The organism is Pantoea jilinensis (assembly GCF_019104105.1).
GTDB lineage: Bacteria > Pseudomonadota > Gammaproteobacteria > Enterobacterales > Enterobacteriaceae > Pantoea > Pantoea eucalypti.
On record NZ_CP077746.1, the window covers coordinates 1,108,422 to 1,132,461 of the forward strand.

The 24,040-nt window shown below is 55.9% G+C and carries 22 protein-coding genes; 13 read left to right on the forward strand and 9 right to left on the reverse strand.

The window, feature by feature from the left end; genetic code table 11:
- Nucleotides 1–9: 9 nt before the first annotated feature.
- A complete protein-coding gene (locus KTJ90_RS05240) occupies nt 10–840 on the forward strand; it encodes a phosphodiesterase (protein WP_003848775.1) in 831 nt (276 codons plus the stop codon).
- A 160-nt stretch (nt 841–1,000) separates the two neighbouring features.
- Nucleotides 1,001–2,566 (forward strand): sensor domain-containing diguanylate cyclase, encoded by a 1,566-nt coding sequence (locus tag KTJ90_RS05245; RefSeq protein WP_008926546.1) that lies wholly within the window; start codon nt 1,001–1,003, stop codon nt 2,564–2,566.
- Between the two features lie 93 nt (nt 2,567–2,659).
- On the opposite strand, the gene bcp is transcribed toward KTJ90_RS05245, so the two are convergent.
- Both bcp and KTJ90_RS05255 read right to left on the reverse strand, forming a co-directional pair.
- On the reverse strand, nt 2,660–3,127 hold the full coding sequence (bcp, locus tag KTJ90_RS05250) for a thioredoxin-dependent thiol peroxidase (protein ID WP_003848783.1): 468 nt from the start codon (nt 3,125–3,127) through the stop codon (nt 2,660–2,662).
- 155 nt (nt 3,128–3,282) lie between these two features.
- Nucleotides 3,283–3,864: a glycine cleavage system transcriptional repressor gene (locus KTJ90_RS05255; RefSeq protein WP_003848785.1), complete on the reverse strand. Its 582-nt coding sequence runs from the start codon at nt 3,862–3,864 to the stop codon at nt 3,283–3,285.
- A gap of 143 nt (nt 3,865–4,007) precedes the next feature.
- Here KTJ90_RS05255 and dapA point away from each other — a divergent pair, with 143 nt between their 5' ends.
- The 6 genes from dapA (at nt 4,008) to ypfH (ending at nt 10,528) form a co-directional block, all read left to right on the forward strand.
- Entirely contained in the window at nt 4,008–4,886 is an 879-nt protein-coding gene (gene dapA / locus KTJ90_RS05260) for a 4-hydroxy-tetrahydrodipicolinate synthase (protein ID WP_003848787.1), read from the forward strand.
- A gap of 14 nt (nt 4,887–4,900) precedes the next feature.
- Entirely contained in the window at nt 4,901–5,932 is a 1,032-nt protein-coding gene (gene bamC, locus KTJ90_RS05265; protein ID WP_003848789.1) for an outer membrane protein assembly factor BamC, read from the forward strand.
- A 145-nt stretch (nt 5,933–6,077) separates the two neighbouring features.
- Nucleotides 6,078–6,791, forward strand: a complete 714-nt coding sequence (gene purC / locus KTJ90_RS05270) for a phosphoribosylaminoimidazolesuccinocarboxamide synthase (RefSeq protein WP_003848791.1) — start codon at nt 6,078–6,080, stop codon at nt 6,789–6,791.
- 140 nt (nt 6,792–6,931) lie between these two features.
- Nucleotides 6,932–7,801, forward strand: a complete 870-nt coding sequence (gene ypfJ, locus KTJ90_RS05275) for a KPN_02809 family neutral zinc metallopeptidase (RefSeq protein WP_110411154.1) — start codon at nt 6,932–6,934, stop codon at nt 7,799–7,801.
- Nucleotides 7,798–9,750: a tRNA(Met) cytidine acetyltransferase TmcA gene (locus KTJ90_RS05280; protein ID WP_499025989.1), complete on the forward strand. Its 1,953-nt coding sequence runs from the start codon at nt 7,798–7,800 to the stop codon at nt 9,748–9,750. The genes ypfJ and KTJ90_RS05280 overlap by 4 nt, the downstream gene beginning before the upstream one ends.
- 97 nt (nt 9,751–9,847) lie before the next feature.
- The gene (gene ypfH / locus KTJ90_RS05285) at nt 9,848–10,528 is read left to right on the forward strand and encodes an esterase (protein WP_003848796.1); all 681 of its coding nucleotides are present in this window, start codon (nt 9,848–9,850) and stop codon (nt 10,526–10,528) included.
- 31 nt (nt 10,529–10,559) lie between these two features.
- Here the strand turns inward: ypfH and KTJ90_RS05290 are convergent, their stop codons facing one another.
- From KTJ90_RS05290 to KTJ90_RS05300, 3 genes are read right to left on the reverse strand one after another with little or no spacing between them, the layout of a single operon-like run.
- A complete protein-coding gene (locus KTJ90_RS05290; protein WP_003848800.1) occupies nt 10,560–10,748 on the reverse strand; it encodes a YpfN family protein in 189 nt (62 codons plus the stop codon).
- A 22-nt stretch (nt 10,749–10,770) separates the two neighbouring features.
- Nucleotides 10,771–11,898: a succinyl-diaminopimelate desuccinylase gene (dapE, locus tag KTJ90_RS05295; RefSeq protein WP_003848801.1), complete on the reverse strand. Its 1,128-nt coding sequence runs from the start codon at nt 11,896–11,898 to the stop codon at nt 10,771–10,773.
- 1 nt (nt 11,899) lies between these two features.
- The gene (locus KTJ90_RS05300; RefSeq protein WP_008926544.1) at nt 11,900–12,268 is read right to left on the reverse strand and encodes an ArsC family reductase; all 369 of its coding nucleotides are present in this window, start codon (nt 12,266–12,268) and stop codon (nt 11,900–11,902) included.
- A gap of 428 nt (nt 12,269–12,696) precedes the next feature.
- Here KTJ90_RS05300 and KTJ90_RS05305 point away from each other — a divergent pair, with 428 nt between their 5' ends.
- Nucleotides 12,697–12,744 carry a hypothetical protein gene (locus KTJ90_RS05305; protein ID WP_488262409.1) on the forward strand — a complete coding sequence of 16 codons (48 nt, stop codon included), beginning with the start codon at nt 12,697–12,699 and terminating at the stop codon, nt 12,742–12,744.
- Nucleotides 12,745–12,849: 105 nt separating this feature from the next.
- Here the strand turns inward: KTJ90_RS05305 and acrD are convergent, their stop codons facing one another.
- The 3 genes from acrD to narQ form a co-directional block, all read right to left on the reverse strand.
- On the reverse strand, nt 12,850–15,966 hold the full coding sequence (gene acrD / locus KTJ90_RS05310) for a multidrug efflux RND transporter permease AcrD (protein ID WP_008926543.1): 3,117 nt from the start codon (nt 15,964–15,966) through the stop codon (nt 12,850–12,852).
- A 166-nt stretch (nt 15,967–16,132) separates the two neighbouring features.
- Nucleotides 16,133–16,762 (reverse strand): response regulator, encoded by a 630-nt coding sequence (locus KTJ90_RS05315; protein WP_008926542.1) that lies wholly within the window; start codon nt 16,760–16,762, stop codon nt 16,133–16,135.
- A gap of 128 nt (nt 16,763–16,890) precedes the next feature.
- Complete coding sequence (narQ, locus tag KTJ90_RS05320; RefSeq protein WP_154926885.1) at nt 16,891–18,579, reverse strand: nitrate/nitrite two-component system sensor histidine kinase NarQ; 1,689 nt, start codon at nt 18,577–18,579, stop codon at nt 16,891–16,893.
- Nucleotides 18,580–18,836: 257 nt separating this feature from the next.
- On the opposite strand from narQ, the gene KTJ90_RS05325 reads away from it, so the two are divergent.
- The 4 genes from KTJ90_RS05325 to KTJ90_RS05340 all read left to right on the forward strand — a co-directional run bounded on the left by KTJ90_RS05325 (nt 18,837) and on the right by KTJ90_RS05340 (nt 22,872).
- Nucleotides 18,837–19,109 carry a YdgH/BhsA/McbA family protein gene (locus KTJ90_RS05325; RefSeq protein ID WP_008926540.1) on the forward strand — a complete coding sequence of 91 codons (273 nt, stop codon included), beginning with the start codon at nt 18,837–18,839 and terminating at the stop codon, nt 19,107–19,109.
- Nucleotides 19,110–19,389: 280 nt separating this feature from the next.
- On the forward strand, nt 19,390–20,886 hold the full coding sequence (gene ansP, locus KTJ90_RS05330) for an L-asparagine permease (protein WP_008926539.1): 1,497 nt from the start codon (nt 19,390–19,392) through the stop codon (nt 20,884–20,886).
- A 144-nt stretch (nt 20,887–21,030) separates the two neighbouring features.
- Entirely contained in the window at nt 21,031–21,609 is a 579-nt protein-coding gene (nudK, locus tag KTJ90_RS05335; protein WP_003848817.1) for a GDP-mannose pyrophosphatase NudK, read from the forward strand.
- 189 nt (nt 21,610–21,798) lie between these two features.
- A complete protein-coding gene (locus KTJ90_RS05340; RefSeq protein WP_337026983.1) occupies nt 21,799–22,872 on the forward strand; it encodes a DUF1176 domain-containing protein in 1,074 nt (357 codons plus the stop codon).
- Here KTJ90_RS05340 and ampH read toward each other — a convergent pair.
- Entirely contained in the window at nt 22,869–24,032 is a 1,164-nt protein-coding gene (ampH, locus tag KTJ90_RS05345; protein ID WP_003848822.1) for a D-alanyl-D-alanine-carboxypeptidase/endopeptidase AmpH, read from the reverse strand. The genes KTJ90_RS05340 and ampH overlap by 4 nt on opposite strands.
- Nucleotides 24,033–24,040: the final 8 nt, after the last annotated feature.

The window sequence follows — 24,040 nt, forward strand, 5'->3', positions numbered from 1 at the left end:
GAGTCTGTTGTGTCTCTTCAACCCACATTGATTGCTCAAATCAGCGATCTGCATATCAAGGCCCATGGCCGCCTCTCATACAAACAGGTCGATACCCATGCGGCGTTACTGCAGGTTATCGATACCCTCAACTCGCTGCAGCCGCGACCTGATGCAGTGGTAATTACCGGCGATCTGGTCGATTTTGGCAGGCCGGATGAGTATCAGACTTTGCGGGAAGCCCTGCAGCGCCTGCAACCGCCGTTTTATCTCATGGCGGGCAATCACGACGACCGCGAGGCGCTGCGGGCTGCCTTCCCTGATCACGGCTATCTGCAATCCGGACCCACACTGAACTGGCAGCTGAGTGTGGGCGGCGTCAGGTTGATTGCCCTGGATTCCAGCGTACCGCAACAGCCGTGGGGTGAGGTAGATGAGGAACAGTTAGAATGGCTGGACCAGGCGCTGGGCATGTCCGCGGATCAGCCCACCCTGGTCATGCTGCACCATCCGCCTTTTGCCTGCGGCATTGCGCATATGGATCGGCAACGGTTACGCCATCCGCAGGCTCTTGAGGCGATCATTGCCCGTCATCCGCAGGTAGAACGGGTCTTGTGTGGACATCTGCATCGCAGCCTGCAGACCCGCTTTGCTGGCACGCTCGCCTGTGTCGCGCCGGGCGTATCGCATCAGGTCGCGCTGGATCTGCATCCGGAGGGGCCCGCGCACTTTATCCTGGAGCCGCCCGGCTATTTACTGCATTGCTGGCAACCCGGAGAGGGAATGGTCACACATCAGTGCGCGATTGGCCATTTTTCAGGACCCTGGCCATTTTACGATAGTCAGGGATTAATCGATTAGTGCCAGCTAAATCTGTATTAAGCGGGGTAAAATTTGTCTTAGTGCTGCTCAAAAATGCCGACACAGTGTAGACTTAAGCCCGGATATCAGGGCCTCTGGCACACTTAAAAAAATAATCAGGCATTCACGACATGACACTCATCTTCGGCGCGGCGACGCCATGCTAAAGCACATCCGGCCCAAGGCCGATTTGCGCAATCTGATCGCCCTGCTGGTGATTGTCAGCATTGTTATCACACTCGCGAACGCGCTCTACGCTACCTGGCGGGTTCAGCGCCAGGTGCTTATTGACACCACGCTTGAGGCTAACCGGGCGTATGCCGCCAAGCTCGCCTCAACCAGTGAAATTTTCTTCCAGCTGGCGCAGTCTCAACTTCATTACAGCGCCAATCAGCTCAGCCGTGACTTTACTAATCAGGGGCTGCTGAACAATGAAGTCAATCGACTGCGTGAGCAGACCACCAGTTTCAACTCCGTCGCGATCGTGGATGCGCAGGGCGTGATCAAAGCAATTTCCCCCGAGTCACTGACGTTACAGGGTATGCACCTCACCAGTGACGCCTCGCGAGAGGCGCTGACCCTGCGACAGCCGATCATCAGTAAACCCTCCCTTTCTGCCGCCAATAATCTGCTGGTTTTTGTCTCATGGCCTGTCTGGAGTCCCGAGGGTGACTACCTGGGCTACATCGGCGGCACGATCTACCTGAAGAAGAAAAGCATACTCAATGCGCTGCTGGGTGAGCAGTTCTATCGCGATGGCACAACGGTTTATGTGCTCGATAGCAACAATGAGGTGTTGTATCACCAGAATCGTCAACTGATTGGCAAAACGCTGCCTGCCATCGTCAATCCGCGTGATGACCAGACCAATGGCTCGCTGATGCTTGCCGGTCCGGGTAATGCCACACAGCTGGCGGGCTTTGCCGTGGTGCCGACGACCGGCTGGACAGTGGTAGCGTTGAAGCCGATTAACGTCACACTGGATCCGCTGTCCGGTCTGTTGATGAAAGTGCTGAAAAATTCTGTGCCGTTCGCGCTGCTGACTCTGCTGGTGGCCTTAGTCATGGCACGTCTGATTGCCCGGCCACTCTTCCAGCTGGCGCGCAAAGCCAGCCGGATGGATGCGCAGGGCGTATCAAAAGAAATTGGCGGCATCACCGCCTGGTATTTTGAGGCGGCCCAGGTAAAGCGCGCGCTGCTCACCGGTATTGGGCTGGTGCAGGATAAAATTGGTCGCCTTAACTCAGAAGCGCAGACCGATCCGCTGACTCAGGTACTCAATCGCCGGGGTCTGAATGCGGTGCTGGAGTACTATCGGACCCTGCGCCAGCCTTTTTCGGTGCTGGCACTGGATATCGATCATTTCAAAAACGTTAATGACAGCTGGGGCCACGACGTGGGCGACCGGGTCATTCAGCAGGTGGCAAGTACGCTGCGTGCCAGCGCCCGTCAGTCTGATGTGGTCTGTCGCAATGGCGGAGAGGAGTTTCTGATGCTATTGCCAGGAACGGCCCTGGATGAGGCGCAGATCATCGCAGAACGCGTACGGGTGGGCATTGCTGAAGCCTGGCTGACTGACGTGGGGCGCATTACCTTGTCTATTGGCGTGGCGGCCTGGAATGGTTCGCAGGATGCGGGACTGGAAAACAGCCTGAAACAGGCGGATGCGGCGCTCTATGAGGCGAAGAGTGCCGGACGTAACTGTGTGATCGTTGCCGACTCCTAGTCGGGTGAAACCGGATGTTTCATTACGGCAGGGTAAACGTGCGGGAAAAAGAGAAGCAGGGGCGCGGCGGTCAGACTAACGCGCCCCTTAACATCAGGCTGATTTGACGTAATCCAGCACCATGTCGTGGTGATTCGACGTCTTAAAGTTATCAAACACTTTTTCGATCTTGCCCTCGGCATCAACCAAAAAGCTGATGCGATGAATACCGTCATAGGTTTTCCCCATAAACGTTTTTTCACCCCAGACGCCAAACGCCTGGCAGACTTCATGATTTTCATCTGACAGCAGCGTAAAGTTCAGCAGCTCTTTTTCGACAAACTTTGACAGTTTTTCCGGTTTGTCGGTGCTGATACCCAGCACTTCCACGCCCGCTTTTTTCAACTCATCCATGTTGTCACGCAGACCGCACGCCTGCACGGTGCAGCCTGGTGTCATCGCTTTCGGGTAGAAGTACACCAGAACGCGCTGTCCCTGGAAGTCGGTCAGATTCACGTGTTCGCCGTCCTGGTCAGGCAGGCTAAATGCGGGTGCAGTATCTCCGGCTTTCAGTGGATTCATCACATCTCTCCATTTTCTTATTCAGGCTGTGGGTAATACACCATCCGGCCAGAAACGGCCAGCAGCAACATTACCATCAGGGGGTATTTCACCACATAGCCGAGCATTCAGGCGTCAGTAATGTGGAGAAATAACTCCGGTTTAAGGACCAAAGCTTAGCGTATCGCGCTGACAGGTTCGCTGCTGTCGGCGTCTGAGACACTGTAGAGACGTAGCGTTCCCTGGGCATTCAGCTCCTGGCACAGGGTATTAAAAGCCTGCTCAAACGACGTGCCACGGGTTCGCGTTGGACTGTGGGCCGTCATTTGAATATAGAGTGTCGGTGGCAATTCGTGTTGCGCAGGTGTGATTCGCGACACCAGTTCGGCCACGTTCATCTGATGCTTATCAATAAGATCGGTGAAACGCTCAATAATATGCGGCGAATCGGCCACTTCAACCTGGATGAATGCGGTGTCGGGCATCGGCGGACGAAGCCGGGCATTGGTTCGCTTCATGACGATCAGCAGCTCCAGCTCTGCGCCTTTCAGCGGCAATGTCGATTCAATCAGTGTGATTGCGTTCCAGCTGCCCGACAGCAGCATAATAAACGTGAACTCATCCCCGAGCATGGCAAGACGGCTATCTTCAATATTACAACCGCAGCTGCTGACGTGTCGGGTAATGGTGTTGACGATACCCGGACGGTCAACACCAAGCGCGGTGATCACCAGATGATGGGGCTGAGATTGCGGCAAAATGGCTTTTCCTCTGCTTTCGCTAATAACCATAAGGTAAACATAAAAAAAACTGCTGACAAGCGCGGGAATGGCGTGGCTTGCTTGCTTTTCCCTAAGTGTAAAACGTACCATGAAGCACTTGTTTGTCGAGGGGATCGCCAATGTTTACGGGAAGTATTGTTGCACTCGTTACGCCAATGGATGACAACGGTAATGTCTGCCGGTCGAGTCTGAAAAAACTGATTGATTATCATGTCGCCAGCGGCACCGCGGCGATCGTTTCCGTCGGCACCACAGGCGAATCAGCAACCCTGAGCCATGAAGAACATGGTGATGTGGTGATGCTGACCCTGGAACTGGCTGATGGCCGTATCCCGGTGATAGCCGGAACCGGTGCAAACGCCACCGCTGAAGGCATCTCTCTGACGAAGCGTTTTGAAAATTCCGGCGTGGTGGGTTGCCTCACCGTGACGCCTTATTACAATCGTCCGACACAGGAAGGGCTGTTCCAGCACTTCAAAGCGATTGCGAATAGCACCAGCCTGCCACAGATGCTGTATAACGTTCCCTCGCGCACCGGTTGCGACATGCTGCCGGAAACCGTTGCCCGCCTGGCCGAAATCAAAAATATTATCGGAATCAAAGAGGCAACCGGGAACTTATCGCGTGTTAGTCAGATCCAAGAGCTGGTAAATGAAGATTTCATTCTGGTGAGTGGCGATGACGCGACTGCGCTGGACTTTATGCAACTGGGCGGTAAAGGCGTCATTTCGGTGACCGCAAACGTCGCTGCACGCGAAATGGTTCAACTGTGTCAACTTGCACAGCAGGGCAATTTCGTTGAAGCACGCCGCCTGAATCAGCGTCTGATGCACCTGCACCAGACGCTTTTCTGTGAACCCAATCCTATCCCGGTGAAATGGGCTGCGAAACAGCTAGGATTAATCGCTAACGACACGCTGCGTCTGCCAATGACGCCACTGACTGCAGCTGGCCAGCCGAAAGTGGAGCAGGCGCTGGTGAAAGCGGGTTTGCGATAATTTAGGGAGTTTGAATGAATTACTCAGTAAAGCGGTCAACAGTAGCCACAGTGGTGGGGCTTTCTACCCTGATGCTGTTGTCGGCCTGTTCAAGTGATCAGCGTTATAAGCGCCAGGTCAGTGGTGACGAATCTTATCTTGAAGCCAGTCAGTTAAGTGAACTGAAAGCGCCGGCCGGCATGATCCTGCCGGTACAGCGTGGTGATTACGATGTACCGCGCACCAGCAGTCAGGCACCCACCGGCAAGCAGCTCGACATTCGTCCACCTGCCCAGCCGCTGGCGCTGATGAACGGCACCCGTGCGCAGTTCAGCAACAACACGGGCGCACTGATGATTGATAGTAGCCGTGGTTCAGTCTGGCCCCGCGTCGTGAGCGTCGTGCAGTCAAACAATTTCGCGATTGCTTCACGTAATGACGCCGGCCAGCAGCTGACGACCGACTGGGTACAGTGGAACCGTGCTGATGAAGATCAGCAGTATCGTGGTCGCTACCAGATCAGTGTGCAGTCGCAGAGCTATCAGCAGCAGCTCACCGTACGTCTGCTGGAGCTGCAGCAGGCGGGCAAAACCGTTACCTCACCTGTGCAGATTCAGCGCTATACCGCGCAGATGCTGAATGAAATCAGCACCGGTCTGGACAAGATTGATACCGCCAGTGAAAACGCGGCGGCAGGTCGGGTGAGTGGGGCTATTGATGTGCAGAGCGGCGCAGATGATACCGGCCTGCCAATGCTGATCCTGCGCACGCCATATAATGTGGCGTGGCAGCGTCTGCCTGAAGCGATGAAACGCGTTGGGATGGAGGTGACGGATACCACTCGCTCAACGGGTAGCATGAAAGTGACCTACAAGTCACTGAGCAGCAGCGACTGGGATTCCATTGGCGCAAAAGACCCGGAATTACCTGACGGTGATTACAAAGTGCAGGTCGGTGATTTGGACAACCGCACCAGTCTGCAATTTATCGACCCGAAAGGGCATGTGCTGACCCAGTCGCAGAACGATGCGCTGGTGGCCGTGTTCCAGGCGGCGCTGAACAAATAAAGTTGTCTCAGGCCGGAGATTCTCCGGCCTTTTTATTTTGTTTTTGGCATAATAGCGCGCGGCGAAGTAAACGATTGCGTCAAGGCAATCGCCGCAGCGGCACTGGCCGCTGAACACCCGTTATTTCAAGTCTGGAGTGAATAAGATGCAAAAGCGAGCTGAGTTGTATCGCGGTAAAGCGAAAACCGTATACAGCACCGATAATCCGGATCTGCTGATACTCGAATTCCGCAACGATACGTCAGCAGGTGATGGCGCCCGAATTGAGCAATTTGATCGCAAAGGAATGGTTAACAACAAGTTTAACCACTTCATCATGACCAAATTGCAGGAAGCGGGTATTCCAACCCAGATGGAAGCGCTGCTGTCTGATACCGAAGCGCTGGTGAAGAAGCTGGAGATGGTGCCGGTAGAGTGCGTGGTCCGTAACCGCGCCGCAGGTTCGCTGGTAAAACGTCTGGGCGTGGAAGAGGGCATTGTGCTCAACCCGCCGCTGTTTGATCTTTTCCTCAAAGATGATGAAAAGCATGACCCGATGGTCAACGAATCCTACTGCGAAACTTTTGGCTGGGTCAGCAAGCAGAACCTGGCGCGGATGCAGGAACTGACCTTTAAAGCCAACGAAGTGCTGAGCAAGCTGTTCGACGATGCGGGTCTGATTCTGGTTGATTTCAAACTTGAGTTTGGTCTGTTTAACGGTGAAGTCACGCTGGGCGATGAGTTTTCGCCAGATGGTGCACGCCTGTGGGACAAAGAGACCCTGGATAAAATGGATAAAGACCGTTTTCGCCAGAGCCTGGGTGGCGTAGTCGAAGCTTATGAAGCAGTGGCACAGCGGCTGGGTGTAAAACTCGACTGAGTCAGCCTGCAGTGCAGTAAGTAAGCAGAATAAAACGGAGAGCCCAGGCTCTCCGTTTTCATTTCAGCCTAAAGCTGGTGATTGCCCGGTCACGCAACTAAAATCATGCCATCTGAAAAAAATGACTGAGGGAAGAGAGCATGCGCTGGCAAGGGCGTCGCGAAAGCGACAATGTAGAGGACCGTCGCGATCAATCGTCCGGTTTAGGTGGCGGAGGCCGTCAGATTCGTCTGCCGCGCGGCAAAGGCGGTATCATCCTGTTGGTGGTGGTGGCTATTGCAGGTTATTACGGTTATGACCTTACCGCGCTGCTGACGGGTGGGGACGTTGCACCAACCAGCCAGCAGCAACAGCGCAGCGTCAGCACCAATGATGACGAGGCTGCAAAATTCACTAAGGTGATTCTTGCAACCACGGAAGATACCTGGGGCAAGCTGTTCAAACAGATGAACAAACAGTATGTTGCACCGAAGCTGGTGATGTATCGCGGGGCAACCCGAACCGGCTGCGGTACAGGCCAATCCGTGATGGGACCCTTCTACTGTCCAGCCGATCAGACTGTCTACATCGATCTCTCTTTCTATGACGAGATGAAAAACAAACTCGGCGCTGACGGCGACTTCGCCCAGGGCTACGTTGTCGCGCATGAAGTGGGCCACCATGTTCAGAAACTGCTGGGTATTGAGCCTAAAGTACGTGAAATGCAGCAGGGCGCGAGCCAGACGCAGGTCAATCAGCTCTCTGTGAAAATGGAATTGCAGGCAGACTGTTTTGCCGGTGTCTGGGGACACTATATGCAGCAAGAGAACATCCTTGAAGCAGGGGATTTGCAGGAAGCGCTGAACGCCGCGGAGGCGATTGGCGATGACCGTCTGCAGCAGAAGGGTCAGGGCCGCGTAGTGCCGGACAGCTTTACCCATGGCACCTCTGAGCAACGCTACACCTGGTTTAAGCGCGGATTTGATGGTGGCAATCCAGGACAGTGCAACACCTTCGCCAGTAACGGATGATCGCAACACAGTCTATGCAGCAGGCCGGTGTGCGTCGCCTGGCCGTGATCAGCGGCGAACCGGACTGGTGCCTGGAGCGTGCTGCAGAGTGGCATGAAGCGTTGCCAGGCGACTGGCTGGTGCTAAGCCCGGAGCCGCTCCTTTCTGCTTCCTCTGGTGAGTCACTTATACACAAACAGCCAGGTGCGGTTCGCACGCTGCTTGGCCGTGAATTTCGTCATGGGATATTCGATGCCCGCCAGGGCTTTCATGCCGAGGCTTTCGCTGCGCTGGCTGGCACGCTCACCGCCGGTAGCTGGCTGTTACTGTTGGTCCCGCCCTGGGAACGGTGGTCGCAGCAGCCTGACACCGACAGCCTGCGCTGGGCCGATGTCGCTCAGCCCATTCCAACACCCCGTTTTGTTCACCATCTGCAACAGCTGATCCTGGCGGATGACCAGGTACTGCTGGAGCGGCAGCATCAGCCATGCCGTTTTCCGGTGCAGCCTGACTGGCCAGAATGGCACTGTCAGGCCCCGCAACAGCAGCAGGCGATACTCGATCAACTGATGAGACTGCCATCGGGGATCGCGGTGCTGACCGCCGCCCGTGGACGGGGTAAATCGGCGCTGGCGGGGATGCTGGCCCGCCAGAATCGCCATTGTCTGGTCACGGCACCCGCGAAAGCTTCAACGGAGGTGCTGGCCACCTTTGCCGCTGAGCATTTTCACTTTATGGCGCCGGATGCACTGCTGGCGCTGGAGCCGCCGCCCGAGGCGGATTGGCTGATTGTGGATGAAGCGGCGGCGATACCGGCCCCGCTACTGCAGGCGCTGGTCAGCCGTTATCCCCGCGTGTTGCTCACCACCACCGTGCAGGGCTACGAAGGCAGCGGGCGCGGCTTTATCCTTAAGTTCTGCGCCGGGCTTACCGGGGTGCACTACTACACGCTGGACGAGCCGTTACGCTGGTCGCGTTGTGATCCGCTGGAGCAGTGGCTGAATCAGGCGCTGCTGTTTGACGATGCCAGCGCGACGGCACCCGATTCTCCGGCCACACCGCATCCTGTTGAACGTCACGATTTCAGCACGCTGGAAGCCGCCTATCGCCTGCTCACCAGCGCGCACTATCGCACGTCGCCACTTGATCTGCGCCGCCTGCTGGATGCGCCGGGTATGACGTTGTGGCGGGCGGGCGAGACACCTGCATTACAGGGTGCACTCTGGCTGGTGGAGGAGGGCGGTCTTGAGCCAGCACTGGCGCAGGCGGTCTGGGCGGGCACCCGGCGACCACGCGGGAATCTGGTGGCGCAATCTCTGGCTGCCCACGCCGGTCTTGCCGAAGCGGCAATCCTGCGCTCGCAACGAATCAGCCGTGTTGCCGTGGCAACGGAGAGCCGTCGCCGCGGAATCGGTCAGCAGCTTGTGGCCGCCGCGGCCCGTGCGGCTGCCGAACACGACTACCTCTCTGTCAGCTTCGGCTACACTGAATCACTCTGGGCGTTCTGGCGCGCCTGTGGTTTTACTCTGGTGCGAATAGGCAGCCAGCGCGAAGCCAGCAGCGGCTGCTATGCGGCAATGGCTATTCTGCCCTGTTCTGCTGCGGGCAGGGCATTAGCGCGCCGGGCGGCAGAACAGCTGGCGCGTGACTGGCCACTGTTGCGACAACATATCGCGCTGGACCTGCAGTTTGATCAGATCCCAGATAATGGATTAACAGCCCAGGATATGCATCTGGCCATCGGTTTTGCCTGGGCGCAGCGGCCCCTGGAGGCGAGCCTGCCGGTATTGCAGCGTCTGGCAGAAGCCAGTGTCGCGCCCGCCCCGTTATTGGCCGCAGTCGTTGCCGCCCCCGATGCGCTAAGCGAGCTTGCCCGGCAGGCAGGCGTGAGTGGCCGTAAAGCGCTGGTCGCGGTGTTACGTCAGCAGGCAGCAACAGCGCTCCAGAGCCTGGGCGTGACTGCGGACTGACTGCACCGGCCGTTGAAATAATTCGACCAGCTGGTTCAAATTATCCCCATATCATTTTTTGCTACGCGGCGTAGAGTGAACACAGGAGGTCAACAACATGACACTGAAATATGTAATCGTTCAACAGCCTGCTACCACAGCACAGCTGTTTCTGCTCTACCATGGCGTTGGCGATAACCCGGATTCAATGGGTGAGATTGGTCACTGGTTTGCGAAAACCTTTCCCGACGCGCTGGTGGTGTCCGTTGGCTCGCCTGGCGCGGTTCGTCAGTGGTTTGGCGAAACTGACCTGCACGATCAGACTATCCAGCAGCGGGTTGATGCGGCGATGCCGCAGTTTGTCGAGTCGGTGCGTCACTGGCAAAAAAAGAGCGGCGTGCGGGCGGAAGCGACAGCCTTAGTCGGTTTTTCGCAGGGCGGCAGTATGGTGCTGGAAGGCGTCAAAGCGAATCCTGATCTGGCGGGCCGCGCGGTGGTGTTCAATGGCCGGTTTATCACGCTGCCGGAGAAAGCCAGTACCCGCACCACGATTCATCTGATCCACGGTGATTATGATGAGCAGATCCCGTTGCACCATGCACAGGAGGCGGAGCAGCGGCTGACCGCCCGCGGGGGCGACGTTACTCTGGACATCGTTGACGATCTGGCGCATGCCATCGATCATCGCAGTATGGAACTGGCGCTGAATCATCTGCGTTATACGGTGCCAAAACGCTACTTTGATGAGGCGTTAAGCGGCGCAAAACCCGGTGACGATGACGTTATCGCGTTGATGTAAAAATGCCCCTGCAGAGCAGGGGCATTTTCGTTTACTTCTTCTTCGGCCAGTTATCGTCGTCATCCCATTTATCGTTGAAATCACGATGCGGCGGCAGGTCTGGTTTGTTATCCATAAACTTCTTGTGATCGATGCGTTTCAGATCTTTATAAACGTTCATCAGCACGCCAACCATCAGCAGGATCACCAGGATCCACCAGTAATCTTTAATAAATTCCATTTGCTGCTCCTTAACATCGCCATCAGGCGATCAGTTGTTCCATGATGCGTTGGTACATCCGGCTCAGCATCTGCAGATCTGAAGCTTTCACACACTCATTGATTTTATGAATGGTGGCATTTACCGGTCCCAGTTCAACCACCTGCGCCCCCATCCGGGCAATAAACCGGCCATCAGAGGTTCCACCCGTAGTCAGCAGCTGCGGCTTAATTTCATTATAGTGCGCGACAGCTTTTACGACGGCATCAACCAGCTTACCGCGCGTGGTCAGGAAGGGTTGACCCGAAAGTTTCCACTCAATGGTGTAACGCAGCTGGTGACGATCCAGCAATGCTTCGACGCGCTGACGAATCAGCTCATCAGTGAGTTCAGTGCTGAAGCGGAAGTTAAACTGCACAAACAGCTCGCCAGGAATCACGTTGTTGCTGCCGGTGCCCGCCTGGACATTGGCAATCTGCATGCTGGTTGCCGGGAAGAACTCATTCCCCTGATCCCACTCCGTGGCGACCAGCTCATTCAGTGCTGGCATTGCCCGGTGGACCGGATTATCCGCAAGGTGCGGATAGGCGACGTGGCCCTGCACACCATGCACCGTCAGGTTGGCAGTGATTGATCCACGACGGCCATTTTTCACCACGTCACCGACCACTTCCGTACTGGACGGCTCACCGACCAGGCAATAGTCGAGCCGTTCCCGGCGCGCCATCAGCCGTTCAACCACTTTAACCGTGCCGTTGGTCCCGCTGGCCTCCTCATCAGAGGTAATCATAAAGGCGAGTCGCCCTCTGTGATGGGGACGTGCTGCAACAAAACGTTCGGCAGCTACCACCATGGCGGCCAGTGAACCTTTCATGTCGGCCGCACCACGACCAAACAGCATGCCATCGCGTATGGTGGGCTCAAAAGGTGGGTTGATCCAGCGACTGGCATCGCCAGGCGGCACCACATCGGTGTGACCGGCAAACGCCAGTGTTTCACCTTCGCCACGGGTGGCCCAGAAATTCAGGGTGTCGTCGATGTTCATCGTTTCAATCTTAAAACCAATAGCTTCAAGACGGGCGATCAGCAGAGCCTGACATCCGGCATCATCGGGGCTGAGGGAAGGGCGACGAATAAGCTGCTGCGTCAGCTCAATGACCGGGCAAAACATATTATGACCTCTCCTGGATAGCATTCTGATAGGTGGCTTCGCTGAAACCGGCGAGCAAACTGCCATCCGGGGTGCGTAACAGCGGGCGCTTAATCATGGCGGGATGCGCCAGCATCAGCGCTTTGGCGCTGCTGGCATCGGTAACCCCTTCACGGTCGGTCTCTGGCAGTTTACGCCAGGTGGTGCCGCGGGTATTAAGCAGGGCTTCGTAGCCCAGCGCATCGATAAATTCCTGCAGCAGGACATCGCTCAGGCCATCGGCACGGTAATCGTGAAAGTGATACTCAACGCCTGCGTCTGTTAAAAAGCGCCGGGCTTTTTTTATGGTGTCGCAATTTTTAATCCCGAACATCACCCACTGCGTGCTCATTGCCCGATCCTTATTGTCCTGTGAGAAGTAAAAGCTGAAAAAAGCAGCCAAAGCGCGAGTTTACCATAGTGTGATCCGTTGCGGCAGTTGCCGGGGCGCGGGAATCTGACCCGCGATCGTGTCGTGAAAGCCACCGTTTATCCTCGGGTAACCGCTATCAATTTCTCAGGTAATCATTACCCTGCTTACCATTATTTTATTCGGAATTTCGCCATGCAGATAAAATAGTCTACCGCTGGGCTTAAAATAAATTATTTTCAATCGGGTTAAGGAGTTGCTGAAATGTGCGTCAGCTTCCAGAACCGGCAGAATTCATGTTTTTATCAGGCTTGCCGATAAATAAAACAGGTGTAACCGTATTCACCTGATTAAAAAAAGAGCGTAACATCGCCAGCACAATAAGAGAGGGCATCATGATTGACACTGAAATGGGAACCTGGAAAGAATTTATCGAAGCAATGTTACGCAACAAGTAACAGGCTGAGGTAAAGGCGGGGTAAACCTGCTGACTGGAATTCTTACCACACACAGAAATAAGGCGGCCACTGACATCAGTGGCCGCTTTTTATTTGCCTCAGTGATCAGTCGAGTGGCTTCTCTTTCAGCGGGAAGCGACGGCGAACCAGCACAAAGAACAGCGGCACAAAAAAGATCGCCAGCAGCGTGGCGGAGATCATTCCACCCATCACACCGGTTCCTACCGCGTGCTGACTGCCGGAGCCTGCGCCGCTGCTGATTGCCATCGGCAGCACGCCAAAGATAAAGGCCAGCGAGGTCATCAGAATCGGTCGCAGACGCTGACGCGATGCCTCCAGCGTGGACTCCACCAGTTCGCGTCCTTTACTGTTAATCTCATTAGCAAATTCCACAATCAGGATGGCGTTTTTGGCGGATAACCCGACGACTGTCAGCAGGCCCACCTGGAAGTAGACATCATTCTCCAGTCCGCGCAGCCAGGTCGCAATCAACGCGCCGACGACACCCAGTGGGACCACCAGCATCACCGAGAACGGAATTGACCAGCTTTCATACAGTGCGGCCAGGCAGAGGAATACAACCAGCAACGATATCGCATACAGCGCCGGTGCCTGTGAGCCAGAGAGGCGCTCCTGATAAGAAGCACCTGTCCACTGGAACCCGACGCCCAGCGGCAGGGCATTCACCAGCTTTTCCATCTCGTCCATTGCCGTGCCGCTGCTGACGCCATTAGCCGCTTCCCCGACAATCTCCAGTGAAGAATAACCGTTATAGCGTTCAAGACGGGGTGAGCCGGTCTCCCAGCGGCTGGTGGCAAACGCGGAGAAGGGGACCATTTTGCCGCTGCTGTTGCGCACATACCACTTATTGACGTCGTCCGGCAGCATGCGGAATTCGGCGGCGGCCTGTACATAGACCTTTTTCACCCGGCCGCGATCAAGAAAGTCGTTCACATAGGTTGAGCCCCAGGCCGTGGTCATCGTGTCGTTGATGGTATCCAGCGACACGCCCAGCGCCTGCGCTTTACGGGCATCGACATCGATCTGCAGCTGCGGACTGTCATCCAGTCCATTGTGCCGTACCCGGGACAGCGACTTATCGTTGCCTGCCATCTCCAGCAGTTTGTCGCGCATCGCCATCAGTTGGGTATGGCCGATACCGGCGTGATCCTGCAGTTCCATGTCAAAACCAGAGCTGCTGCCCATGCCGGTGATAGCAGGTGGACTGCTGGCAATCACCCGGCCCTCTTTAATCTTCTGAAACGCTTTGGTCGCGCGATCGATAATCGCAAACGAAGTCCGATCGGCGCCGGGCCGCGCTTCCCAGTCTTTCAGACGGACAAACAGACGTGCGACGTTCTGTCCATTGCCGCCCGGCCCGGCACCGATAGTGGAGAAAACCGACAGTACGTTGGCCTTCTCCTTGGTGAGATAATAATTTTCGACTTTGGCAACGACGCTGGCCGTTTGCTCAAGCGTCGCACCTGCCGGAAGCTGAACCTGAGTCAGGAATACGCCGCGATCTTCCAGCGGCAGAAACGACGTCGGCAGACGCAGAAACAGAAACGCCATCAGGCCAATAATCGCGACATAGACCAGCAGCCAGCGACCACCTGTGCGCAGGATGCCCGCAACGCCGCGTTCATAGCGGTCAGCGTTACGATTAAAGTGGCGATTGAACCAGCCGAAGAAGCCGCGACGCTCGTGCACCTCGCCCTGCGCAGCGGGTTTGAGCAGTGTGGCACAGAGCGCTGGCGTCAGGATCATCGCCACCAGCACTGACAGCACCATCGCCGAGACAATGGTGATAGAGAACTGACGATAAATGGCGCCAACGGTACCGCCGAAAAACGCCATTGGCACAAACACCGCAGAGAGCACCAGCGCAATACCCACCAGTGCACCCTGAATCTGTCCCATCGATTTTCGTGTGGCAGCACGCGGCGAAAGTCCCTCTTCATGCATGATGCGTTCAACGTTTTCCACCACCACAATGGCATCATCCACCAGTAGTCCTATCGCCAGCACCATGGCAAACATGGTCAGGGTATTGATGCTGAATCCAAAGGCATAAAGGACGCTAAAGGTGCCAAACAGCACTACCGGCACCGCAATGGTGGGAATTAAGGTGGCGCGGAAGTTCTGCATAAACAGATACATCACGCCAAATACCAGCACGATTGCTTCAAGCAGCGTCTTCACCACATCGGTAATTGATGCTTTGACGAACGGCGAGGTTTCATAGGCAATTTTTGCTTCCAGGCCGTGGGGGAAATAGTGCGAGAGTTCCTCTATACGCGCCCGTACCAGCTTATCAGTGTTCATCTCATTGGCACCGGACGCGAGCTTCACGCCCAGGCCTGACGCAGGCTGGCCGTTATAGCGGCTCAGATAATCATACTTCTCTGCGCCCAGCGCCACGGTGGCGACATCGCCCAGCGTCACCACAGAACCGTCGGGATTGTTTTTCAGGGTAATGGCCCGGAACTGCTCGGGGGTCTGCAGCATCGACTGGGCGTTGACCGTGGCGTTAAGTGCCTGTTTCTCCACCGACGGCAGGCCACCGACCTGACCCACAGCCACCTGGGTATTCTGCGACTGGATTGCATTGACGACATCGTCGGTGGTGAGCGCGTAAGCGATCAGTTTGTTGGGATCGAGCCAGATGCGCATCGCATATTGCGAGCCGTAAGCATCAACCTGGCCGACGCCATCAATACGGCTCAGCGGGTCCTGAATATTACTGGCGACATAGTCTGAAATATCCTGCTTATCCATACTGCCGTCGGTCGAGACGAAGGCCACCATCAGAATATTGCTGTCACCGGTTTTGTTGACCGTCACGCCCTGCGACTGCACCGCCTGCGGCAATTTGCGCAGGGCGGACTGCAACTGGTTCTGAACCTGCTGGCGGGCTTCGTCGGGATTGGTCCCGGCAGTAAAGGTGAGGGTGATTTGCGCCTGACCGGTGTTGCTGCTGTTCGAGGACATGTACATCAGATTATCGATGCCGGTCATGTTCTGCTCGATCACCTGAGTCACGGTGTTTTCCAGCGTCTCGGCGGATGCGCCGGGATAGTTAGCGGTGATACGCACATTAGGTGGAGCCAGATCGGGATACTGCTCAACAGGCAGCGAAATAATCGAAAGGGTGCCACACAGGCACAGCAGAATCGCCAGCACCCAGGCAAAAATGGGGCGGTCGATAAAGAAATTCGACATTAAATCGACACTCCTCAGGACTTATTATTATCGGTCAGGCCCACCGGCAACGGGCCACAGGCAGAAAGGTCGCAGGGTCTTTACACGATTCTCCGCCGCCTTTCACTTTACGTGCGGCAGCGAGGGAAATCGTGGAGAAATTGAGGAGAAAATGTAAATTCGTTGGCTATTTGCGGCTTTCAAGCCACATCACCGTGGCGGCAACGCGTGAACGGACATCCAGCTTACGCAGAAGGTTACGGATATGCACTTTCACTGTCTCTTCAGAGATATGCAGAATGGCAGCGATCTCTTTGTTTGACAGGCCACGCGCCACCTCCTGGAGCACGTCGCACTCGCGGTCAGTGAGAAGACGCAGAGGGTCGGCGCTGTGCTGACGGTTATCCAGATAGCTGGCGACGCCCTCACTAAAGACTTTCTCGCCCCGCGATGCCTGCAGAATATGTCCCAGCAGAATCTCTGGCTCGCTGTCCTTGAGCAGATAGCCGTCGGCACCGGCATCCACCATGGCAAAAATATCACTGCGGGCATCGGAGACGGTCAGCACCAGGATGCGCGAGCTGATACCTTCGTGGCGCAGCGCCTTTAGGGTATCCAGCCCGGACATGCCTTTCATATTGAGGTCGAGCAGAATGATGTCAGGTTCCTGACGGCGGGCTTCCGCCAGCGCTTCGGTGCCATTGTTAGCCTCGGCGATCACGTCCAGCCGGGGATCCAGTGCCAGCAGCTGACGAACGCCGCGGCGCATCAGAGGGTGATCATCCACAATCATCAATGTTAATGCGGGCTGTTGCATAATTTCTCCGTTTTATCGTTTCAGACTGCGGCGGGGCAACACGTATCGCGCACCGGTATGCCTGTGTTCAGCCTTTAATAGCCGGCTATCTGTAGCCAGTAGCGTGTTTTAATTATTTGAAGGATAAATTACGTTAGCTGCCGTGCCGGTTGCGGTGGAAAGCGCAGTTCAACCCGTGTCCCTTGATCCTGTGCATGAAGGGTCAGATTACCATTAAGGCGCTGGGCACGTTCAGCCATAATCGTCAGACCGTAATGGCCTGGAGGTTCGTCAGTACTGCCGATGCCCACGCCGTCATCCGTTATCGTAAGTAAGTGCTCACCCTGATTGCTGTGCTGATAGTCCACGTTGATCACCTGCGCACTCGCATGATGGATCGCATTCAGCAACGCCTCCCGGGCGATCTGCAAGACATGCACCTGCTGCTGTGCCTCCAGACTCTGCAGGCCGGTCTGATAGTTGAAATGTATCTCTGCGCCGCTCTTTTCCTGCAACGAGGCGATCATTGCCCGCATCGCCGCCACCAGATCTGCCTGCTCAATGGTCAGGCGGAAGGTGGTCAGCAGTTCGCGCAACTGACGGTAGGCATCAGCCAGCGCCTGATCGAAGTCAGCGATAATCGCATGGGCGGCACTGTCATCCTTGTCCACGGTGCGGCGTAACAGGGTCAGCTGAATACGTAAAAAGGAGAGTGACTGCGCCAGTGAGTCATGTAATTCCCGGGCAATCGTCGTTCGCTCTTCAATCAGCAGCATTTGTTGATACTGCTGCTGTGCCTGCCAGATCCAGATTGCGCGTCCCAGCATCGCCGCAAGACTGCGCATCAGCTCATCCGGTGGGGAAGCGCCACATGTCTGCCAGCGCAATTCGCCAATCTGCTGCTCATCCTGCTGTAATGGCTGACGTTGCCACTCACCAGCCGCCTTTTCGTCACCGGCGCGGAACTGAAACTGGTCGCTCTCGAGCCAGATTGCCGTCAGTTTTTCACGCGTCAGCACCGTGGTCAGCACCGCTTCAAACAACGCCGGATGCAGTGGGCTGGCGGTCAGCATTTGTGAGCTGTCATAGAGTAGCGACAGCGTGCGATTCGCCTGAGTTAAGTCTTCCGTCTTTGCGCGAACCGTACTCTCCAGCAACTGGTAATGCGAATGCAGGCGTGCCGCCATACCGCTAAAGGCATGCGACAGAACCCGCAGCTCATTTTGTTGCTCAACGTGCAACGGAGGAAAAGCAAAGTTGCCATTCTCGACGTAGCGGCTGGCCTTGACCAGCGCATTCAGTGGCCGCACGACATGCAGTCGGGTAAAGCGAATCGTCATGAGCGCCAGCGCCACAATCGCAATAACACCGACCAGGCTGCTGGCGGCCACCAGATGCATTTTTAATTCGGTATAGCGTTGCAGACCCAGAACAAAGCGATCAATTTCCCCGACGTAAATGGGCACCTGCTGCTGCAAGGCCACGCTATCACCCCGTTGCAACGCCTGTTGCAGGAGAGGCCAGGCGGCGCGCAGTCGCTGGTAGCGAACGCCCACTTCGCGTGGTACCCAGGGCCGATCAAGATTGTGCAGCACTGGCGCATCCAGCGTTTGCTGATAGCGCGCGAAATGTTGCGGCAGGTTTTGCGGCTGACGGCTGGCATCCCAGGCCATGCGATAGCTCTGCATGCGCAGTGAACCCGCCAGATTAATCGCCTCGGCGTCGCGCTGACTGCTGAGTAGCGTGACTAAGGCCAGACTGGTGGTGAGCAGCGACAGCAGGACAATGGCGCTGAGGGCCCGAGCGATGCTTTGTGTAACTGAACGTTTAACGATCACATGAATGGCCCTCTTCTGAGTGGGGGAATTATATGAGCGAAGTCACGCAACGCAAATGATCCCTTCCCTGTTTATCGCACAGGACATTACAGGTCGCACATAAAATGACCTCGACTGACACTTCCCAGGATGCGTTACGATTTTACGGTTAAAAAGGGAACAGGTTTACATCGTGCCGATGTTGCTTTTCATTGCAGCGCTAATAATTCACTCAGTCATTAGCAACGCAATCCCGATCACAGATCAAGGAGCATCCAATGAAAAAACTGAGTGCTGTACTGGCGGGTGCTTTACTGGCTACCGCCTCATTTGCCACCTTCGCCGCCGCGCCAGTCGATCGGTCACAGGCGCTGGGTATGCAGAGCATCGGCAGTGTGTCTGTTTCCGGCGTACGCGGTTCACTGGATGATGCGAATCGCCAGTTATCGCAAAAAGCGCAAGAGATGGGCGCCAGCCATTACCGTGTTATCGGTGTCGATAATCCAGGCGATTCCAGCTTGTGGAGCGGCACCGCAGAGATTTATCGCTAACCCAACCCTCCTGTTTCCATCCCTGTAGCTTTTACCGGCCTGAAAATGGCCGGTTTTTTTGTTTTTGTGCATCATGATGGATTCTTACAAATCAGCCTGTGCATCTGCCCGGTATATTTTGCTTCGTTCTTGCAGAACGGGTAGGATTCATCGCCGTAAATTCCCGCGTTGCCCGGCACTCACTCACGGGCAAAGGCACAGAGGAAAATCCCCCATTTTGCAGGACGTTACGTCCGCATTGGGGAGACGACGACTGATAGTCCGGACAAACAGGAATGCTATGAAATCCAAAAAGAAAACCCCAGGTGAGATGCGCGCTGCGAAACGGCGCTGGCTGAATTCTCACGATGCTGGCTACCAGAAAGCGATGGGTAACCGTCACGTTCAGATGATTGCGATCGGCGGTGCTATCGGCACCGGTTTGTTCCTGGGTGCAGGTGGCCGCTTGCAGGCTGCAGGCCCCGCGTTAGCCCTCATCTATCTGGTGTGTGGCATCTTCTCCTTCTTCATTCTGCGTGCGCTGGGCGAACTGGTGTTACACCGCCCGAGCAGTGGCAGCTTTGTCTCTTATGCCCGTGAATTCCTGGGTGAGAAAGCCTCCTACGTTGCAGGCTGGATGTATTTCGTCAACTGGGCGATGACCGGTATCGTCGATATCACCGCCGTTGCGCTTTACATGCACTACTGGGGCGCGTTTGGTGATGTGCCACAATGGGTCTTTGCACTGGGCGCGCTGGCAATTGTCGGCACCATGAACATGATTGGCGTTAAGTGGTTTGCCGAGATGGAGTTCTGGTTTGCGCTGGTGAAAGTGCTGGCGATTGTGATTTTCCTGGTGGTGGGTGTGGTGTTTCTTGGCACCGGCAAGCCGCTGGATGGCAACAGCACCGGTTTCCATCTGATTACTGATAACGGCGGCCTGTTCCCGCACGGCCTGCTGCCCGCGCTGGTGCTGATTCAGGGCGTCGTATTCGCCTTTGCCTCAATTGAGCTGGTCGGTACGGCGGCCGGTGAATGTAAAGACCCGCAAACCATGCTGCCGAAAGCGATCAATAGTGTGATCTGGCGTATTGGTCTGTTCTATGTCGGTTCGGTTGTGTTGCTGGTGCTGCTGCTGCCATGGAATGCCTATCAGGCGGGCCAGAGTCCATTCGTGACATTCTTCTCGAAACTTGGCGTGCCTTACGTTGGCAGCATCATGAACATCGTGGTCCTGAGCGCAGCGCTCTCCAGCCTGAACTCCGGCCTCTATTCAACCGGGCGTATTCTGCGTTCCATGTCGATGGGTGGCTCTGCACCGAAATTCATGTCAAAGATGAACGGTCAGCAGGTCCCTTATGCCGGTATTCTCGTCACCATTGCCGTTTATGTCATTGGTGTAGTGCTTAACTACTATGTGCCTTCTCAGGTATTCGAGATCGTCCTGAACGTTGCCTCACTGGGCATTATCTCCTCCTGGGCCTTTATCGTGGTCTGCCAGCTGCGTCTGCGCAAAGCGATCAAAGAAGGCAAAGCAGATGATGTCAGCTTCAAGCTGCCAGGTGCGCCGTTCACCTCATGGCTGACGCTGCTGTTCCTGTTCAGCGTGCTGGTGCTGATGGCGTTTGACTACCCGAACGGGACGTACACCATTGCCTCTATTCCGCTGATTGCAGTGCTGCTGGTGCTGGGATGGTTTGGTGTGCGTAAGCGTGTTAACGCTATCGCGCAGACCGAACAGGATCATCATGAGGATGAGCCTCAGTCAACCCGACTGGCTGACGATACGTCACGCTGATCAGGTCTGCATCAATCAGGGCCAGCCTTCGGGCTGGCTTTTTTTTGGCCGCTAATCGCCTATCTGGCAATGCGAATTAGGATAGTTTTCCGGCAAGCCTGGCCCTATGATGAATAACTCCCTTTATGCGGTAGCGGAGTCTCCATGTCGTTTAAGATCAACATCATCAAAAATAAGCTCCTGTCTGAAAACTGGTTTGTGCTGCGCAACTACACCTATGACATCACCGATCGCCGTGGCGAGGTTATCCGTCATAAACGCGAAGTCTACGATCGCGGAAACGGGGCGACCATCCTGCTCTATAATCGCGAAAAGAATAGCGTCGTCCTGACGCGCCAGTTCCGCATCGCGACGTACGTCAACGGCAACGACGGCGGCATGTTAATTGAAGCCTGCGCGGGCTTGCTGGACGACGACTCCCCGGAAGATTGCATCCGCAAAGAGGCGATTGAAGAGACCGGATATGCAGTCGGTGAGGTGGAGAAAATTTTTACCTGCTATATGTCGCCGGGCGGCGTCACGGAATTGGTCCACTTTTTTGCGGCAGAATACAACGAATCACTGCGCGACAACCCAGGCGGTGGCGTTGAGGATGAGTCAATTGATGTGCTGGAACTGAGCTTCCCTGATGCGCTGGCGATGGTGGCCGATGGCCGTATTCGCGACGGTAAAACCATTATGCTGCTACAGCATGCGCAGATTGCGGGATGGCTGAGGCCTTAGGAAACCCATCTGTCATACCTGTTGCCGCGCAGCAGCGCTGAACGTGGAAGGATGCAGCTTTATCCACCTTATGTACGCTTTTTAAGCACTTAACTGCGCTTTTTGCACAGGTTCACAGAATGCGAACCCTGCCAGGCCCGTTGATGCGCTATCCTCTCCATTCTGGTTATTCGGGGATCGATTTTCTTAATGTCGTATTGGATGAAATCGCTGTGGCTGTTGCCGTCTTTGTGGGTTGCCTGTGTTCAGGCGGAACCGTTGCAAAAGTCATTCAACGACTGGCAAATTACCTGCAACAATGTCGCCTTTTGCGTGGCGCGCAATATTCCAGGCGACAAAGGGTTGGTGATGACGATTTCGCGTCATGCGGGCGTCAACGATCGCCCCTTGCTGCGCATTGACTATGGCAGCGCCTACAGTGGTGCGCTGCCTGGCGGTCCGCTTCAGGATAACCTGCTGCTCGATCAGCGCCGCCTTAAGCCCGACCTCAAACACTGGACGGTAGAACCTCATCATCTCGCCACCAGCAATACCATCGCGATAGATGAGTTCCTTGATCTGGTGATGGAGGCGAAAACCCTGCAGCTCACCTTTGATCCCAATGCGCTGATCTCGTTGCGCGGCATGAAAGCTGCACTGTTGCTGATGGATGACACCCAGGGTCGGGTAAACAGCCTGAGCGCGTGGATCAAACGTGGCGACCGTGCCAGCTGGGACGTTCCGCCGGCGCCTGCGCTGCCGCCATTGCCGCCTGCTGTCGAGCCGCCCGCAGCACTGACGCGCGATGAGACCAGCGGACTCATTGATTACGGCACCTGGCGGGTAAATACCGATTCCTGTTCACTCGATCCGCTACGCCGGGAAGTCAGCGTGGCTCCCCTTACTGACCAGCGCGCACTGCTGCTGGTGAGTTGTGAAATGGGGGCTTATAACGTGATCGATCTGGCGTTTGAAGTGACGCGCAGCCAGCCTTACGTGGCGCGGGGTATCACCTTAACGTTGCCGTTTACACCGCCGGGTGCCAGCGATCGTCAGCTGGAGCTGATTAACGCCGAGTATGATGCGGCCAGCGGCCAGCTCTACACCTTTGGTAAAGGACGGGGACTGGGCGATTGTGGCAGTGCGACACGCTGGCAGTTTGATGGCACGCGTTTTGTGTTAGCGGAGTATGCAGAAGAGTCGACCTGTGACGCCTGGCACAGCAGTGATGACTGGCCAACCCTGTGGGTCAGCCAGTCTGACGGTAGCGTACAGCAGCGTTAAGGAATGGCCTGCACCATCATCGGTGAGCCCAGTTGGTTACCCACCAGTTCGGCCAGCATATTGTTCACGCCGTCGCTCATTGGCGTAAAGCGGGTCAGCGGCGAGCGCGTCACCACGACAAACACCCCAACGTTATGCTGCGGCACCATCGCCATATAGGTGATGAAACCGCCACCGCCGCCGGTTTTCTGAATAATGCCCGGGCGACCATTTTTTGGCCCCATATAGACCCAGCCCATACCCAGTGCATCCGCTTTACCTGGCACATCCATGCCTTCAACTTTGTGCAGCTGATCGCGACGGTAAATCAGGGTTTGCAGTCGATCGATCTGCGGCGTGCGATGGTTTACCGAAGAGTTAAGGAACTGCTGCATCCAGCGGCCCATATCATCCGGCGTGGAATAGACGCCGCCGCTGCCGATCGCCGCCAGCGTGTTATTACACGGGCTGGCACCTTTCTCCGCCACCATCAGGCGTCCGCACTGCTCAGGCGACGGCGTAAAGGTGGTGTCTTTCATGCCGAGCGGGCGGGTTATCAGCTGCTGAAACAGCGCCGGATAAGGTGTCCCGGCGGCGCGTGACAGCGCATCGCTCAACAGATCGTAGCCCAGGTTGGAGTAGGCGGCACTGCTGCCGGGTGCCGCTTTAAGGCTGGCGCGCGCCAGCCATGTCCAGCGCTCGCTTTTCGTCGGCCAGACAAACACCGGACGCTGCGCTTTGCCGCCCGGCTGTTCGCGCGGCAGTCCGCTGGTGTGGGTTGAGAGATTAATCAGGCGAATAGGCTGGCCGTTATACGTGGGCACGCGTGCACCTGGAGGCGCATATTTACTCAGGGGATCGTCAAGGCGAATCTGTCCGCGTTCAGCCATCTTCACCATCACTTCACTGGTCATCAGCTTACTCAGCGAGGCGATGCGAATCAGTGAATCTTTCTGTGGACGCACATTGTTGCCGGGACGGGTGTCACCGAAGCTGGCGAACACCCGCTGATTGCCATCTATCGCCACCAGCGCCATGCCGGTTGCACCGCTGCCATAAAAAATATGTTCCGCATAGCGATCAACAATCTGAGAAGCCAGCAGCGGATCGGGCGCGACCTGCGCCATGCTTTTTAAAGGAAGCAGTGAAACCATCAGGGCCAGTAAATAGGGTGTACGCATGTTCAACG

What these genes read in the sequence shown, in the direction of transcription:
- bamC (WP_003848789.1), top strand. Translation starts at nt 4,901, where the DNA reads ATGAATTACTCAGTAAAGCGGTCAACAGTAGCCACAGTGGTGGGGCTT.
- KTJ90_RS05280 (WP_499025989.1), top strand. Translation starts at nt 7,798, where the DNA reads ATGATCGCAACACAGTCTATGCAGCAGGCCGGTGTGCGTCGCCTGGCC.
- KTJ90_RS05245 (WP_008926546.1), top strand. Translation starts at nt 1,001, where the DNA reads ATGCTAAAGCACATCCGGCCCAAGGCCGATTTGCGCAATCTGATCGCC.
- dapA (WP_003848787.1), top strand. Translation starts at nt 4,008, where the DNA reads ATGTTTACGGGAAGTATTGTTGCACTCGTTACGCCAATGGATGACAAC.
- bcp (WP_003848783.1), bottom strand. Translation starts at nt 3,127, where the DNA reads ATGAATCCACTGAAAGCCGGAGATACTGCACCCGCATTTAGCCTGCCT.
- KTJ90_RS05300 (WP_008926544.1), bottom strand. Translation starts at nt 12,268, where the DNA reads ATGAGCACGCAGTGGGTGATGTTCGGGATTAAAAATTGCGACACCATA.
- KTJ90_RS05340 (WP_337026983.1), top strand. Translation starts at nt 21,799, where the DNA reads ATGTCGTATTGGATGAAATCGCTGTGGCTGTTGCCGTCTTTGTGGGTT.
- ampH (WP_003848822.1), bottom strand. Translation starts at nt 24,032, where the DNA reads ATGCGTACACCCTATTTACTGGCCCTGATGGTTTCACTGCTTCCTTTA.
- KTJ90_RS05315 (WP_008926542.1), bottom strand. Translation starts at nt 16,762, where the DNA reads ATGCAACAGCCCGCATTAACATTGATGATTGTGGATGATCACCCTCTG.
- nudK (WP_003848817.1), top strand. Translation starts at nt 21,031, where the DNA reads ATGTCGTTTAAGATCAACATCATCAAAAATAAGCTCCTGTCTGAAAAC.
- KTJ90_RS05325 (WP_008926540.1), top strand. Translation starts at nt 18,837, where the DNA reads ATGAAAAAACTGAGTGCTGTACTGGCGGGTGCTTTACTGGCTACCGCC.
- purC (WP_003848791.1), top strand. Translation starts at nt 6,078, where the DNA reads ATGCAAAAGCGAGCTGAGTTGTATCGCGGTAAAGCGAAAACCGTATAC.
- ansP (WP_008926539.1), top strand. Translation starts at nt 19,390, where the DNA reads ATGAAATCCAAAAAGAAAACCCCAGGTGAGATGCGCGCTGCGAAACGG.
- ypfJ (WP_110411154.1), top strand. Translation starts at nt 6,932, where the DNA reads ATGCGCTGGCAAGGGCGTCGCGAAAGCGACAATGTAGAGGACCGTCGC.
- dapE (WP_003848801.1), bottom strand. Translation starts at nt 11,898, where the DNA reads ATGTTTTGCCCGGTCATTGAGCTGACGCAGCAGCTTATTCGTCGCCCT.
- acrD (WP_008926543.1), bottom strand. Translation starts at nt 15,966, where the DNA reads ATGTCGAATTTCTTTATCGACCGCCCCATTTTTGCCTGGGTGCTGGCG.
- KTJ90_RS05290 (WP_003848800.1), bottom strand. Translation starts at nt 10,748, where the DNA reads ATGGAATTTATTAAAGATTACTGGTGGATCCTGGTGATCCTGCTGATG.
- ypfH (WP_003848796.1), top strand. Translation starts at nt 9,848, where the DNA reads ATGACACTGAAATATGTAATCGTTCAACAGCCTGCTACCACAGCACAG.